This window comes from Cyclobacterium roseum, from assembly GCF_010119225.1.
Classification (GTDB): Bacteria; Bacteroidota; Bacteroidia; order Cytophagales; family Cyclobacteriaceae; genus Cyclobacterium; species Cyclobacterium roseum.
In genome coordinates, this window is record NZ_WNKF01000010.1 from 67217 (window position 1) to 82517 (window position 15301).

12 protein-coding genes are annotated in these 15301 nt (G+C 46.7%); 4 read left to right on the forward strand and 8 right to left on the reverse strand.

The features are described from left to right. Window positions 1–194: 194 nt before the first annotated feature. The gene (gene ric / locus GJQ68_RS14700) at window positions 195–935 is read right to left on the reverse strand and encodes an iron-sulfur cluster repair di-iron protein (RefSeq protein ID WP_162418015.1); all 741 of its coding nucleotides are present in this window, start codon (window positions 933–935) and stop codon (window positions 195–197) included. 83 nt (window positions 936–1018) lie between these two features. After that, window positions 1019–1408 carry a DUF2784 domain-containing protein gene (locus GJQ68_RS14705; protein ID WP_235941569.1) on the reverse strand — a complete coding sequence of 130 codons (390 nt, stop codon included), beginning with the start codon at window positions 1406–1408 and terminating at the stop codon, window positions 1019–1021. A gap of 193 nt (window positions 1409–1601) precedes the next feature. Here GJQ68_RS14705 and GJQ68_RS14710 point away from each other — a divergent pair, with 193 nt between their 5' ends. The 3 genes from GJQ68_RS14710 to GJQ68_RS14720 are packed head-to-tail and all read left to right on the forward strand — an operon-like array spanning window position 1602 to window position 5779. Beyond that, window positions 1602–3983 carry a TonB-dependent receptor gene (locus tag GJQ68_RS14710; RefSeq protein WP_162418017.1) on the forward strand — a complete coding sequence of 794 codons (2382 nt, stop codon included), beginning with the start codon at window positions 1602–1604 and terminating at the stop codon, window positions 3981–3983. Window positions 3984–4021: 38 nt separating this feature from the next. Next, on the forward strand, window positions 4022–5014 hold the full coding sequence (locus tag GJQ68_RS14715) for a sensor histidine kinase (protein WP_162418018.1): 993 nt from the start codon (window positions 4022–4024) through the stop codon (window positions 5012–5014). Window positions 5015–5020: 6 nt separating this feature from the next. After that, a complete protein-coding gene (locus tag GJQ68_RS14720) occupies window positions 5021–5779 on the forward strand; it encodes a LytR/AlgR family response regulator transcription factor (RefSeq protein ID WP_162418019.1) in 759 nt (252 codons plus the stop codon). A 57-nt stretch (window positions 5780–5836) separates the two neighbouring features. On the opposite strand, the gene GJQ68_RS14725 is transcribed toward GJQ68_RS14720, so the two are convergent. From GJQ68_RS14725 to lpxK, 6 genes are all read right to left on the reverse strand, one after another. After that, window positions 5837–7399 carry a GH3 family domain-containing protein gene (locus GJQ68_RS14725; protein ID WP_162418020.1) on the reverse strand — a complete coding sequence of 521 codons (1563 nt, stop codon included), beginning with the start codon at window positions 7397–7399 and terminating at the stop codon, window positions 5837–5839. 90 nt (window positions 7400–7489) lie between these two features. Next, window positions 7490–9181, reverse strand: a complete 1692-nt coding sequence (locus tag GJQ68_RS14730; RefSeq protein WP_162418021.1) for a GMC oxidoreductase — start codon at window positions 9179–9181, stop codon at window positions 7490–7492. A 10-nt stretch (window positions 9182–9191) separates the two neighbouring features. Continuing rightward, window positions 9192–10436, reverse strand: coding sequence for an ABC transporter permease (locus GJQ68_RS14735; protein WP_162418022.1), 1245 nt, complete (start codon window positions 10434–10436; stop codon window positions 9192–9194). 113 nt (window positions 10437–10549) lie between these two features. Next, window positions 10550–11161: a tRNA-(ms[2]io[6]A)-hydroxylase gene (gene miaE / locus GJQ68_RS14740; protein ID WP_202927947.1), complete on the reverse strand. Its 612-nt coding sequence runs from the start codon at window positions 11159–11161 to the stop codon at window positions 10550–10552. A gap of 8 nt (window positions 11162–11169) precedes the next feature. Next, window positions 11170–13095 (reverse strand): putative porin, encoded by a 1926-nt coding sequence (locus GJQ68_RS14745; protein WP_162418023.1) that lies wholly within the window; start codon window positions 13093–13095, stop codon window positions 11170–11172. Continuing rightward, entirely contained in the window at window positions 13088–14155 is a 1068-nt protein-coding gene (gene lpxK, locus GJQ68_RS14750; protein WP_162418024.1) for a tetraacyldisaccharide 4'-kinase, read from the reverse strand. The genes GJQ68_RS14745 and lpxK overlap by 8 nt, the downstream gene beginning before the upstream one ends. Before the next feature lie 44 nt (window positions 14156–14199). Between lpxK and GJQ68_RS14755 the strand changes: the two genes are divergently transcribed. Then, complete coding sequence (locus GJQ68_RS14755; RefSeq protein ID WP_162418025.1) at window positions 14200–15300, forward strand: Nif3-like dinuclear metal center hexameric protein; 1101 nt, start codon at window positions 14200–14202, stop codon at window positions 15298–15300. Window position 15301: the final 1 nt, after the last annotated feature.

Below are 15301 nucleotides of genomic sequence, written 5' to 3' on the forward strand. Positions count from 1 at the left end.
AATTTCAAAGGCAGCCCGGCTGTTGGAATCAAATGGCCTCACACTTCCTGCATCCGGCCATGCCCCAAATTGGCAAAGCGCATTCAGGAATAAAGCTAAAACAAATCTTCCTAAATCCCAGCTTAAAAACGGTTCCTTTCCTGAAGCCCCCAAAAAAAGCCCGAAAAATTCGGGCTTTAGTCGATATCGTGGACTTATTGATTCAACTCCTGTGCAGCGGGCATTAATTCTTTATACAGCTTACGTGCAGCGGGGAAAAGAATGTTATTTTCCAAATGTATGTGTACATGCAGATCCTTTTCAAAGTCATCCAACATGGCAAATGCTACTTTGTATGTTTGGCAGGCATCCGCTGGTGGGGTGTACCCCTGACTGAGGGTCGAAATGGCTACAAAGCGCTCGCCTTCCGCTGCGTGATCATCTTCCATCATGGAAATGGGATTGTCAATATGACCAAAATGGGGTTTCGGTAAATCGACCCCTTCGTTTTTCGCCTTTTCCATGGATTGAATAAACGGAAAAAGGATCAGTTCTTCTTTTTTCATATGCACCGTCAGGGCGGCAGCCGCTGCTGAAAATAACTGATTGATTTTAGCCAGCTCCGGATGTCGGTCACCATGTACTTTTTCGATCTTTTCAAGATATAACGTTAAGGAAGGTAAGGTCTCTTCCACGTATCGATGATGCTTTTCCAAAATATGGTTGATCAGTTCTCCCGGTTTCATTTGGGAAAACCGGAGATCTATTGAACGGCTGTCCAATCCTTCGAGTTTCCGTAACAAATCTGCTTCATTCAAGCCTTTTTTCTGACAGGCTTCGGAAATACTAATGCCTCCGCCGCAGCAAAAATCCAACCCGTACTCCGTAAAAATTTTTGCTGTTCTGAAATCCCGGGCGACAATTGTTCCTATTTTTTCTGCTTTTAACTGCTCCATTGTGTGTCTATTTTAAGCCTATGTTTGTCTTTCTATGGGACAAATATAATGAAAATTATAATAAAGGACAATTTTATCTTTTATTATAATTCCTTTTTTACTCCTTCGAGTCGCTTTCGGAAATTTACCCACAGCGAAAGCAGAAACGCCATAAGTGTAACCAACAGGGTGGAGACTTCAATGAGTGTAGCAGCTGGCCGTATCCCCAAAAGCCGGTATAAAAGATAGCTGATATAGGAATTTGGTAAATCCCTCACGCCACGACGGTGAAGGATTTCCCAATGCCAGTCCGTAAGCGGGCAATATCCCCAACCAAACCAAATCCCCAGCAAAAACCAGGAGGCCAGCGTCAGGGAAATACTGTACAAGTGCCATTTTCGGGTAGACCTACTCATCCATCCCAGCAAATTGAATAGAATTAAGGCGGTGTGAAATATCAAAAGCGCGTAATCAGCAATTAACAACCAGTTCATAAACAGAAGCATTATCCTGTAATCAGGCATTTTCAAATGAAAAACCCTTTTATCGTTTAGAAATCGGGATCAAAAATTCATCCGATTAATTTACGCATTCATCTCCAACTTAAGCGGTTCTGTCCAGATTGATTTTCTCCAATCCCAGACGGAGGCTTGCTTTGCAGGTATGTTAACCTATACCACAAACGACATGAGACAACGAATAATTTTACTGACAATGCTAATCAGCCTATCCGCCTGGGCACAGGCGCAGGAAACCGCATCGTATACGCAAACGGTTCGAGGCAGGGTTTTGGACAAGGTGAGTCAATCTCCTTTACCAGGAGCTTCGGTAAGCATCCCGGATACGGATCCCCTGATCGGAACTGCCACTGATCTGGATGGGGGGTTTATCTTGGAAAAAGTCCCTGCGGGGAGGGCAACGATCCAAATCAGCTATTTAGGCTACGAGTCCACCACCTTGCGTGAAATCCCCATTACCAGTGGGAAAGAGGTGGTGCTCACCATTCAATTGCAGGAGAATCTGGAACAGATGGAAGAAGTGGTCGTCCGAGCTACCGGTGATTCCCGCGAAGCCCGGAATGAAATGGCAACGGTTTCGGCCAGGGGGTTTGACATGGAAGCAACCAACCGTTTTGCCGGTAGCAGAAATGACCCGGCCCGAATGGCTCAGAACTTTGCCGGAGTAAGCGGAGCCAATGATTCCCGAAACGACATCATCATCCGTGGTAATTCACCTACTGGCGTGCTATGGAGACTGGAGGGAGTGGACATTCCCAACCCCAACCATTTTGGGGCCATGGGTACTACCGGAGGTCCGGTAAGCATTCTAAACAGCAACCTTCTGGATAAAAGTGATTTTATCACGGGTGCTTTTCCTGCCGCCTATGGAAATGCCACGGCCGGGGTTTTTGATCTCAACCTTCGTAAAGGCAATGCCTATCGCCGGGAGCACCTGGTGCAAATGGGGTTCAATGGATTGGAACTCGGTACCGAGGGCCCGCTGGGCGGGGATAAGGGCGCATCCTACCTGCTTAATTACAGGTACTCTACCATTGCCATGATGCAGGAAGTAGGTTTTTCTGCCGGTACAGGGGATGCCGTACCGTATTATCAGGATTTTTCCATGAAAGTGGATATCCCAACCGATAAAATGGGACGATTCTCCCTGTTTGCCCTGGGTGGCAAAAGCAACATTGACCTGCTTGGATCGGAAACGGACAGCAGCACTACGGATTTGTACTCTGAAATGTCCCAAAACATCTACAACCGGGCAAAAATGGGCGTGATTGGCATCAACCACACGCAGTATTATGACCCCCAGACCTTTGCTGTGATTACACTGTCCGCTGACCATAGTTTTTCAGGAAACCGCGTGGATTCATTGAGCATGGAAAACAGGGAAGCCGTACCGCTTTACCGCAACCATTATGGTTTGAGCAAAATCAGAGCGCAGTATGAGTTGCATCGGAAAGTGGACAACAAAAACAATTTTCGTGCGGGAATCAACTATGACTACCTGAATTTCAATCTACGAGATAGCCTGTATCAGGCCGATGAAAATCGCTTCCGGGATCTGAGAAATGAATCCGGCAATTCCGGTCTGTTTCAATCCCACCTGCAATGGCAACACCGGTTCAACCAAAGCTTAACAGCCAACGCAGGTATTCATTACCAGCATTTTATCTTGAATAACGCCCAACAGGTAGAGCCCCGGATCGGTCTTTCCTTTGAACTAAACGACAGGAATACCTTTAGTTTGGGCTATGGACTGCACAGCCAATTGCAGCCACTACCCATTTATTTTCTGGAATCCGAGATCCCTTTTCAGGAGCCTGTAAGAACGAACAAAAACCTGGACTTCAGCAAATCTCATCACTTTGTAGCCGGATACCGGTATCAACTAAGTCCGGATGTTCACCTGAAATCCGAGATATACTACCAACATCTATTTGGAATCGCGGTAGAGGAAACCCCCAGCAGTTTTTCCATGCTCAATGCTGGAGCCGATTTTGGGATTCCGGATGTGGACAGCCTTACCAATGGCGGAAGGGGCAGGAATTATGGTCTCGAACTTACCCTGGAAAAACAATTTAGCGGCGGCTCCTATTTTCTGTTCACCACATCCCTATTTGATTCCAAATACCGGGGCAGTGATGGACAGTGGCGAAACACTGCCTTCAACAGCCAATACGTGCTGAATGGATTGCTGGGCAAAGAATGGCAGATAGGAAATCCAAACCGAATCTTATCCCTGGACTTCAAAATAACCTTTGCAGGCGGACAATACATCACTCCCATCGATCTGGAGCGGAGCATCCTGGAAAACCAGGCCGTCTATCAGGAAGAGCGGGCCTATTCAGTAAAAAACCCCGATTATTTCCGGTCCGATCTGAAAATAAATTACAGGGTGAATAAGAAAAACCTGACCCACGAATGGTCCCTGGACATACAAAACCTGACCAATCACCAAAATTTATTTCGGCAGACCTATAATCCCATTACCGAGTCTGTTGTGAATAGTTATCAGTTGGGTATTTTTCCGATTCCCCAATACCGGCTTACCTTTTAAATGGCTTTGGTTATATTGCCTCCAAAGCTGCATGTAAAATGAAATTAAAAGCTCCCTATGACCGGTACCTGTTAATGCTGGGCCTGGCCATATTACTCAGCATCAGACCAGGGGCACAGTTCTGGCCCCTGGCACTGGTCAATATCCTATTCACCTTCGTTTTCTGGGAAGGAAATTACCAGCTGGTGGGATGGGTCAGGGAGCGATTTCCGCTTATGCATCAAACAAAAAAACGAATCGTTACCCAAATCGGGCTTTCCATAGGATACACCATTCTTGGTGGTACAGCCGTAACTATACTATTGCATTTGGTTGGTTGGGTTCCTTACGAATGGGATTGTCATTTGCGCATCCTGCTGATGGGCTTGTTTATCACCGCCATCATTGCCATTGTGTATGAGACCATTTTCTATTTTGACCTCTGGAAATCCTCTTTACTGGAAAGTGAGCGGCTAAAGAAAACGGCAGCCCGTTTACAGTTTGAAAGCCTTAAAAACCAGGTCAATCCTCACTTCCTGTTTAACAGTCTGAACAGCCTCGCTTCCCTGATTCCCGTGGATCCGGTAAAGGCGGAAAAATTCGTGCAGGAATTTGCGCGGATTTACCGGTATGTGCTGGAAGTGAAAGACCGGAATTTTGTTTCTCTCCGGGAGGAAATGGACTTTGTATCGTCGTTTGTCTACCTGCTCAAAATCCGATTTGGCGAGCACCTGAAGTTTGAGCAGCAACTGGAAAAACACCTGGACCGATACCATATTCCACCACTGATTTTGCAAAACCTGGTGGAAAATGCCATTAAGCACAACGTTATTCTGAAAGACCGTCCCCTGGTCATCCGTCTTGAGATACAAAATGACACTTTATTGGTGCGCAATAACCTGCAAAAAAGGAGTTACCCTGCCGCTTCCACCCAAACGGGTCTGCGGAATATGGTGCAGCGGCTGCAGTTAGTCGCAAACAAAGAAGCTAAATTTTATGAAAAAGAGGGATATTTTTGTGCTGAAATTCCCTTGATCCCAGAATCTGATTAAGCAACCATGTACAACACCCTACTAGTAGAAGACGAAAAGTTGGCGGCGGACCGCTTGGAACGGATGCTGCAACAGATTGCTCCGGATATCCGGGTGCAGGCTAAAGTTGATTCGGTAAGTGCCGCTGTAGCTTTTCTAAAAAATCAGCAACCCGAACTTATCTTTCTGGACATTCACCTGGCGGATGGCTCGGGCTTTGAGATTTTTGAGCAGGTGCAGGTGAGCTGCCCGGTCATCTTTACGACAGCTTACGACGAATACGCGCTGCGGGCGTTTCAGGTCAATGGCATCGCCTACCTGCTAAAGCCCATTAGTCCGGAAGCCTTGGCAGGAAGCCTGCAAAAGTTGAAAGCCATACAGGCATCCGGGACGCAGGTAGCCTCCCTGGAGGCATTGCTGTCCCAAATCCGAAAGGGAGAATCACCCTACCGAAAGCGTTTTCTGGTTGCGTATGGCAATACGATCAAGTCCATCGGTATATCGGAGGTGGCCTATTTTTTCGCGGAAAACAAGGCGGTTTACCTGGTAGACAAAACGGGCGGTAAATACGTCCTGGACGAAACGCTGGATCAGCTATCGGAGGGACTGGACCCGGAAGTGTTTTTCCGGGTAAACCGCAGTTTTATGGTACAGGTAGATGCCATCCGTCAGATGCATGCCTACTCCCGCAGCAGGATCAAGCTGGACCTGCAGCCAGCCTGTAGCAAAGAATGTATCAGCAGTTCGGAGAAAACGGCGGAGTTTAAGGATTGGTTGGGGAGGTAAATTTAAAAGCCTCTGCCCCAATTAATGGCCAACAAATAATAGCTCAATGTCAATAGCCTATACCTGTTGCGACTGACCTATCCCATTATCCCGAAGAAATACCAACCAGTCATCGGCCTTTGCTCCTTTTAAAACCCGGGGAAATTTATTTTGTCCCCCTTCCTTTCCCTGGGATTTGAGCCAGTCGTAAAATAAAGTGGAAGGCAATTTGGTTACCCTCACTTTTTTTAGAGCATGTTGCCTTTCTACTGCATAGTCATCATTGAGGACTTTCAATTTCCCATCAATTTTTTCCATTAATTCCGTTTCATCTACCTCCTCATCGGTACCCACAAACCAATGATGCATAAATAACGATTCGGCGGGAAGGCCCAACACAGTAAACTCGCAGATATCTACATTCAATTCTTCGGAAACCAGCTCTACGGCACGATTCATATTGTCCATGGACAAATGCTCTCCACAAAGACTCAAAAAATGTTTGGTTCGCCCCGAAATACGAATTTCACTCTCCCTTTTTGAATCAAAACGGATAACATCTCCTATCAAGTACCGCCAGGCTCCCGCACAAGTGCTGATAAGTAGGGCATAATCGATGCCCTCTTGTATTTGATCGATTTTTAGGGTCTCTGCATCCGGAAGGACTTCTCCATTCGCATCAAAATTGGCATCATTGAAGGGAATAAATTCATAAAATATCCCATTGTTCAGCACTAATCGCATGGACTTTCGGCCCGGAATGGCCTGGAAAGCTAGAAACCCTTCGGAAGCAAGGTACGTTTCGATGTAAATCAGGGGTTTGTTCAGCAATTTTTCAAACCCTTTTCGGTAGGGCTCGAAGGAAACCCCGCCATGGACAAAAATCTGCAGGTTGGGCCAAATGTCATGTATGCTTTCCAGCTGGTGAGTGGCGATAATTTTTTCTAAAAGAATTTGTAACCAGGCAGGAACTCCCACGATTATTCCAATATCCCACTTGGGAGCCATTTTGACAATTTGATCGATCTTGTCGCCCCAGTTTTTATTTTTAGAAATTTTCTTGCCCGGCTTGTAAAAGCGCTGAAACCAGACGGGTAACCTTCCCGTGGTAATACCGCTAAGGTCACCGGAAAAGAAGGTGCCATTAAAGTCTAAATCGGTGCTCCCTCCCAACATCAAAATCCCTTTGGTAAACAAATTATCCGAAAGCTCATACTTGGATAAGGTGAGAATTTGCCGCACCCCTGTTTTACGGATGGCTTTTACCATGTCTTTGGTGATGGGAATGTATTTTGATGCCGACCCGGAAGTGCCGGAAGTAAGAGCAAAGTAACGGATCGAACCCGGCCAGGTAACGTACTTATTCCCGTCCTTCAATCGGTACCACCATTCATTATAAATCTTTTCGTAATCGTAAATGGGAACCCTGGCAGAAAATTGGGTGTAAAAATTTTCATTTTCCATTCTGAATTCTTTGAGCAAGGCGTTGAACTGGTACTTTTTCCCGAATTCGGTATCTCTAGCCTTGATCATTAGCTTTTTCAACTCCTGCTTTTGCAGTTCCCGGGGAGCGCTATACTCCTGCTCCAGGGTTTCCCTTAACCTGATACCCTTTTTAAGCAATGTACCCAAGATGGCCATATCTTCCTTTTAACGAATTGATCAAACTAAAAGCAATATGTAATAAAAAATCTTAAAATGAATGTACTTTCTCCATCCGGAAATTACCCACTAAGTCAAATCCCCCCGCTTCAACGCCCCAACCGCGTGGTCCACTGCCCTGGCCGTAAAGGCCATATACGTCAGACTGGGATTTTGGGTGCCGGTGGAAGTCATGGATGCCCCATCGGTGACATAGACATTTGGGCAGGCATGCATTTGATGAAACCTACCCAGAAGGGAGGTTTTGGGATCTTTCCCCATCCGTACGCCACCCATTTCGTGGATATCCAATCCCGGAGCCTGCCGGCTATCATTTTGACGGATATTTTTACACCCTGCACTTTCCAGCATTTCAGCCCCCTGATCCAAAAAGTCCCGAAGGCTCTTTTCATCGTTATCATCATACCCCACATCCACCCGCAACTGGGGCATGCCCCACTCGTCTTTTTGGGTATCATCCAGGTAAACCCTATTGCTCCGTTTTGGAATGGTTTCTCCTTGCATCATCATGTATACCCCCCAGGGCCCGGCTTCCGAGTTGGCCTCTTTAAAATCCGGACCGAAATCCTCGTTTCGGGCACCGCCCCAACCGCCCCTGCCAGCAGAGTAAAAACTCATGTATCCTCGCAAAAAGTCCATCTCCTGCTTCTTGACGTTTCTGAAATTCGGCAGCATCACCGCCGTGGGTCGCCTTCCATAATAATAAGAATCCAAATGGCCTTCCATGCTGGCAGAAAGGGAACCCCGATAATTATGAAAAGCAATGTGAGTGCCCAACAAGCCATTGTCATTACCCAATCCCTCCGGAAAGCGGTCAGATTTAGAGTTCAATAAAATCAGGTTGGAGTTTAATGCGGAGGCATTTACAAAGATTACCTTGGCGAAGTATTCGGTTGTTTCCTTGCTACCTGCATCGACAACCCGTACTCCGGTCACCTTTCCCCTGGCATCGTCGTAAATCAACGAATGTACCACCGAATGGGGTCTGAGCGTCAGGTTTCCTGTAGCAGCAGCAGCCGGCAAGGTAGAGGCATTGGAGCTGAAATAGGCCCCAAAGGGACATCCCCGCTGGCAAAGGCTTCTGGCCATGCATTGTCCCCTACCCTGAGCGGTGTGATGGGCCTGGGGTTCTGTAAGGTGCGCACAGCGTCCGATGACAAATTTTCGGTCAGGATAGGCTTCCAGGATTCGCTCCTGAACCAGCTTTTCCACTTTATTCATTTCCCAGGGCGGTAAAAACTCCCCGTCAGGCAAGGTGTCCAACCCGTCTTTATTGCCGCTTACCCCAATAAATTTTTCCACATAGCTGTACCAGGGCGCCAGATCCTCATAGCGTATCGGCCAATCCACGGCAAAACCATCCCTTCCAGGCCCTTCAAAATCAAAAGGACTCCAGCGCTGTACCTGTCTTGCCCACAAAAGGGATTTACCTCCTACCTGATACCCTCTGATCCAGTCAAACGGTTTATCCTGAATGTAGGGGTGCTCCTTATCTTTTACAAAAAAATGGTCGGCATCATCTCTAAAAGCGTAACAACGGGAAACCACGGGGTTTTCTTTCCGCAACTCCAGCGGCAATTGCCCTCGCAGGGGAAACTCCCAGGGCGGGGTATGCATGGTGGGATAATCCTCCCTATGAGTTACTTGCCGTCCCCTTTCCAAAACCAAGGTCTCTAATCCTTTTTCACAAAGTTCCTTTGCCGCCCAGCCTCCACTAATGCCGGAGCCAATGACGATGGCATCGTATGTATTCGCTTTCATATTCATTTTTCTATTCGTACCGTAACGATTCAATCGGATCCAGACGGCTGGCTTTGTACGCGGGCAAAAGACCGGAAAACAAGCCCACCACAATGCACACAACAAAAGCAAAAACTATCCAAACCCAGGGAATGAGAAAACCACCTGGTCCTACGGTATTTCCTACCAGGTTCCCAATACCAATGCCCATCAGCACACCTAAAATCCCTCCCAACACACAAATCACGATGGCCTCGATCAGAAACTGTTGCCGGATTCGTTTAGGAGTCGCCCCCATTGCCTTTCGGATGCCAATTTCACGGGTCCTTTCCGTCACGGAAACCAACATGATATTCATCAACCCTATGGCTGCCCCCAACAGGGTAATGAATCCAATTCCAAACCCTCCGATTCGGAGAAAGCCCGCAATCTCCTCCAAACTTTCTCCCAGCGTCTGGGACTTGACCACCTCAAAGGAATCTTCCATACCAATGCCATCCTCGCGGATGGAACGCATGACCCCAGTGGCCTGGCCCATCTCGTATTCCAGCTTAAGGGGGTCTTGCCCAGCCACCGTGATCGTATACCGAAAGGTCCCCCTTTGATCCAGGTTTCGGGCATTCAGAATGGGAACGACGATGGCCCTGTCCGGACCGGTATCTCCTCCAACACCCCCTTGTCGCTCCATGATGCCTACAATGGTATAGCGCCTGCCATAAAAAGTGACATGTTTATTTATGGGGTTTTCTCCCTCCTCAAAAAGCGTTTTCTTAATTTCAGTTCCAATTATACAAACATTGTTGCCATACTCAATTTCCACATTACTGAAGTTACGTCCTTCCTCCAATACGATTCCCTTGATCAGAAAATAATTTTCATCCCCTCCGATAATCCGGCTATTTGGATTGGTTTTTTTGGATCCTCTTGAAACCTCAGCAGAGCCTGAGACAGTAGTAGTGATGGTAGAAATGCCATTTTGATTGTACTTTTCTTTGAAAGCACTTGCTTCTCTGTAGGAAATATTGGAGTAATTTTTCGGTGCCACGCCGGAACTTGTCGCCCTGCCGCCGGAAAAGCCCCGGCTCCTGACATCAAAATTGTTCGCCCCAAATCCGGAAAGACTTTCCTCAATCTGCGCCTTCATGGCATCAATGGCCGTCAACATGCCCACCAGTGAGGTGATGCCGATAGCGATAATCAAGCCTGTCAGAATCGTCCGCAACAGGTTCATTCTGACGGAGCGGAAGGCCTCCCGGATATTTTCTATCAAATCCATGTTTTGTCTGTATAAGGCCAAAAGAATTTTTCTGGACAAACTATTTTGATAATATTAATCATAAAATAAGTTTGGGCAAAGAATTTCAGAAATTTTAACGGTATCTAGGGCCTTTAATGCATGCGGTCCCCTCTGACTTCCAGCGATTTCATAACTTCCTTTTCATAATCCAGCCATTCCTTCCAGCGCCGTTCCACCTTATCAGAATCCTGATAGGTCTTGGCCAACTGGATAAAATTCACATAATGCCCCGCTTCCGAAACCATCAAATCATAATAAAATTGTTTCAACTCCTCATCCTGTAAATTTTTGGAAAGCAATTTAAAGCGTTCACAGGATCTGGCTTCAATCAATGCGTTCATTAAAAGGTGTTCGGTAAGCTGATAAGTTCTGCTGCCTCCTTTATGAATAAACCCTTGCAACTGTACCACATATTCATCTTTCCGCGGATGTCCGAACCGGTACCCTCGCTTCCGGATTTGGTGCATTACCGCTTCGAAATGGGCCCATTCTTCCGCTACCACAGGGCTGAGTACATCCACCATGGTGTCAAACTCGGGGAATTTGATGATCAGAGAGATGCAGGAAGAAGCTGCCTTTTGCTCACAATAAGCGTGGTCCACCAAAATAGCCTCCAAACTGATTTTAGCTATATCTACCCAACGCGGGTCCGTAGGCAGTTGCAGGTGCAGCATTTTGCTTTTCGTAGATTCTTTCCAGTCCATACTAACGGTTAATCAAAGAAATACCAACTAATCCCCAAATCCAGCATGTTTTTTAATCCGGTATACCCGGGGGTGACAAAGTACCCGTCGTTTTCCATAAAACCGGCATTCAGGTGATTGTACCGAAATAACACCCGCGTGCGGTTGATCCGGAAATTAAGAAAGGCATCGGCCACCGGGTAGGCATACACATTGAAGTCGTCCTGTAGGTAGAACTGCTGAGTGGCTGGCATGTAAGCCGGAGCAAGGTTATCCGACCGGTACCTTCCTTCCAGTCCAATTTGCACAAAAATATTTTCGTCAAATAAAGGGCCGTCAAAGTAAATACGGGAATTGATAAACAATTCGGGGATTCTGAATTTATCTGCGGCTCCTCCCGTGATGAGCGTATAGCGGGCTTCGGATACCCAATGAAATCGTTTTCCAACGACAAAGTGGCTGTTTAATCCGGGGATAACCATAAATGCCTGAGAAGCTGCCTGCTCGGGTACCTGTTCTTCGTTATAAAACACATAGTTATTGATCCTGTTTATGGTCAGGTTGGGTCTGAGTCTAATTTCGCCTACATTAACCTTGATTGTTCCCTGAATCTGATCCACTCCGGTATTGGAAAAGTCATTGTCCCAGCGGTAGTGATTGCCCCGGTATCTTTCCTGGGCCAGCGTAGGTTTGTACAGGGCCTTGGTATACCGGACATCCAGGTAGGGAGAGATAAACAAACCGGTGATCCGGTAGCCGTCGGGGATCAGGTACTCTCCTTCGGCTTCAAAAACCCAGTTTTCATTGATCTCCCCTCTTAAGGCACCCCCCAGGTATAACTCGGTAAAGGAGTTGTTGGAAGAAAAAAAGCGACTGGCCATTCTGCCGGTTCTGAATTTCAAATAGGCATTGTAATAAACAGGACCTAAATCCCCCTTAAATCCAATTTCATTTCTCCATTCCGAAAAATGATTGTGATTATTGGTCGTATCCCGTTTACTGAAGACCAGGCTGGTATCCGAGGAATTAAAGCGGTTTTCATTAAAAAAATCGGCATCTGATGTTCCCAGATTAGAAAAAAACGTCACTTCTTGTTTTTTCTTATCGAATACATGGTAGGCCTGCCAGCCTTTCAATATTTCGAATTGTTGATAAAGATGGTATTCCTGCCGTAAATCCTTGGCTCTGGAATTTCGTAACCACACTTTGGAGTCCTCATAGGTAAAATAAAGGGAAGTCGTATCTACCTCTGGCGGAATGATCCCCCCCTGTTCGTTCACATTGTGCTCCATCCGGGTAAAATTAGCCAGCAACCTGTACTTGCCATTAGTAGAGGAGTAATTCGTGTGAATCTCATAGGAGTCGTTGACCACATTATTATCGTCCCTTCGGGTCGGATTGAGCGTTTTCCGTGCCCGGATCGTGCGGTAAGCGATGCCAACATTCCAGTTCGGACGGATGTTTCGCACAAATTCCACATCCAGCTGGTTGCGATTGCCTCCACCGAAAAATGCAGCAATATGCGTGTGGGGTGACTTGGTGTCAAAATAACGGATGCTGTCCGAAGAATTATGGTAAAGATCGTATGCCGCAAACCCAGAAGTTCTTCCAATCTGTTGGGGCACATCGTAAAAAACCGGTCTGGCGGCAGTGCCCAGATTTCCCAGATCCTGGTATTTGTACCAGGTGTCGGCCACAGGTTCGTAATTGTGAAAACCCGTCAAAGAGGTATCCAGTTCGATTTTCTCAAACCGGTTGTTCCGGACAAATTTCTCATAGAAGTAAAGGGAAGTATTGGGGCCGTAGACCATTTTAGTAGAGTCGTCCAGCAATCCTCTCCTGGCCCCCTCTCCTTCCTCCTGATCTTGTTGCTGATCTTGTTGCTGGGAAAATGCCGCAGGAATCCAAGCCAACAAAGCGATCCAAATTGCCAAAAAATAACCTCTCTTACGCATCACCACCAAATTGTTTTTCTTTTATCAAATGGGCTACCTGATGTATTAATTGTTCCGCATCCTGCGGGTCCATCCGCACCTCTACAGGCATGACAAAGATAGGGAGTTCATCGATTACCGGCTCAAATTTTCTGTTCTTCAATTTTACCGCATCTTTTTCGGTAGTCAAAATAGCAGGATGGTATTTTTGGTATTTATCGTAAACAGCCCGGATACCCTCCAGGTCTTTTAAGCGATACCGGTGGTGATCTGGAAACGACATCACTTCCAATACGCTGTGGTTTTTGGAAAGTTCTTCCACCAGGGGATTGGGGTCAACGATACCAGTTAATACAATCAGATTTTTTGGTAATTCCGCCAGCTTCGAGGTCAGGGGGTAAGCCTTACCGTAAGTCAAACCAGCAAAATAAATGGGCACTTCCGCTCGCGTAAATTCACGCAAGCTGGAAACGTATCTTTCCATTTGTTCTGGAGATACCGGTAAGGGACATTTGGTGACCACTACCACATCTGCCCGTACCGCGTTCGCAGGGCTTTCCCTGAGCCTTCCCAGGGGCATCAAACGGTCGGAAAAAAAAGGCTCGGAATAGGTAGTAAGCAAAATCCGCAGGTCTGGTTCCAGGTAGCGATGCTGGTAGGCATCGTCCAACAAAATAGCTTGAATATCTCCACCTGTAGCCAGGATCATGGGTATGGCCAGGATCCGCTCCTCCCCTACGGCTACTTTTACGTTCTCCTTAAATTTGGAATAAATCTGCAAGGGCTCGTCTCCAATCGCTTCAGGGCCGGTGCTATCATCCGCCAAAATAAATCCACGGGTTTTTCGTCCATAACCCCGGCTTAGGACCGCCAGTCGGTGATGGGAGGAAAGGTGGCGGAGTAGAAATTCAACGAAAGGAGTCTTGCCTGTACCGCCTACGGCCAGGTTCCCTACCACCAGCGTGGGGACTTCAAAAACCTGACTTTTTTTTATCCCCAGATCAAACAGCCTGTTTCTGAATGCGGTAGCCGCCCCATAGATGCAGGCAAAGGGATACAGCAATAATTCAGAAAAGCGCATTGTGGATTTTTTTGTAATTTTGATTGAAAAACAAAAGCAAATATATGGTTTATTTGATTAAGCATGTCATATCTCATTTGGAATCCATTGCTCCGCCGGTTTATCAGGAAAATTACGACAATTCCGGACTGATTACCGGTGACCGGGATGCCGAAGTGTCGGGGATTTTGTGTAGCCTGGACGTAACCGAAGCAGTGGTAGCGGAAGCCATAGCGAAAGGTTGCAATCTCATCGTGGCGCATCACCCTATTGTTTTCAAGGGATTAAAAACACTTACCGGCAAAAACTACGTAGAGCGAACGGTTATACTGGCCATTAAAAATGACATTGCCATTTACGCCATCCATACCAACCTGGATGCGGTTTATCAGGGCGTAAATCAAAAAATAGCCCAAAAAATCGGGTTGCAGCAAACACGAATCTTAGCCCCAAAAAAGGGCATCTTGACTAAACTCACGACCTTCATTCCGAAAGAAAACGCAGATGAGGTCCTAAATGCCCTGTACCAGGCCGGAGCGGGGACAATCGGGGAATATGCCCATTGTAGTTTTCAAATCCAGGGAAAAGGTACGTTTTTGCCGCTAGATGGTGCTGACCCTCACCTGGGAGTCCGGGGAGAAGCGGCAAGCGTGGATGAGGTTCGGGTAGAGCTCATGTTTCCGGAATATCTCCGGACGGGTATCATTCGTGCTCTAAAGGAAGCCCACCCCTACGAGGAGGTGGCTTATTACCTCCAATCCCTCGAAAATGAGCACCAGGAGGTAGGTTCTGGAATGGTAGGCATGCTTCCCGAACCTATGGACGGAAAGTCTTTCTTACTACACCTAAAAGCGGCAATGGGGCTGGAAATTCTTAAACATACTGCCATTTTAGATAAAAAAGTGCAGCGGATAGCCATTTGCGGAGGGGCAGGAATATTTCTGCTGGGATCTGCCATGAAAACAGGTGCTGACGTATTTATCACGGCTGATATTAAGTACCACGAATTTTTCGACGCCGACCAAAAGCTTCTCCTGGTGGATATCGGACATTACGAAAGTGAAATTTACACAAAAGAACTATTAAAAGATTTATTGTCGCAAAAATTTAGTAATATTGCAACCTATTTGACAAATTTAGTTACCAATCCGATAAGTTACCTTTAGT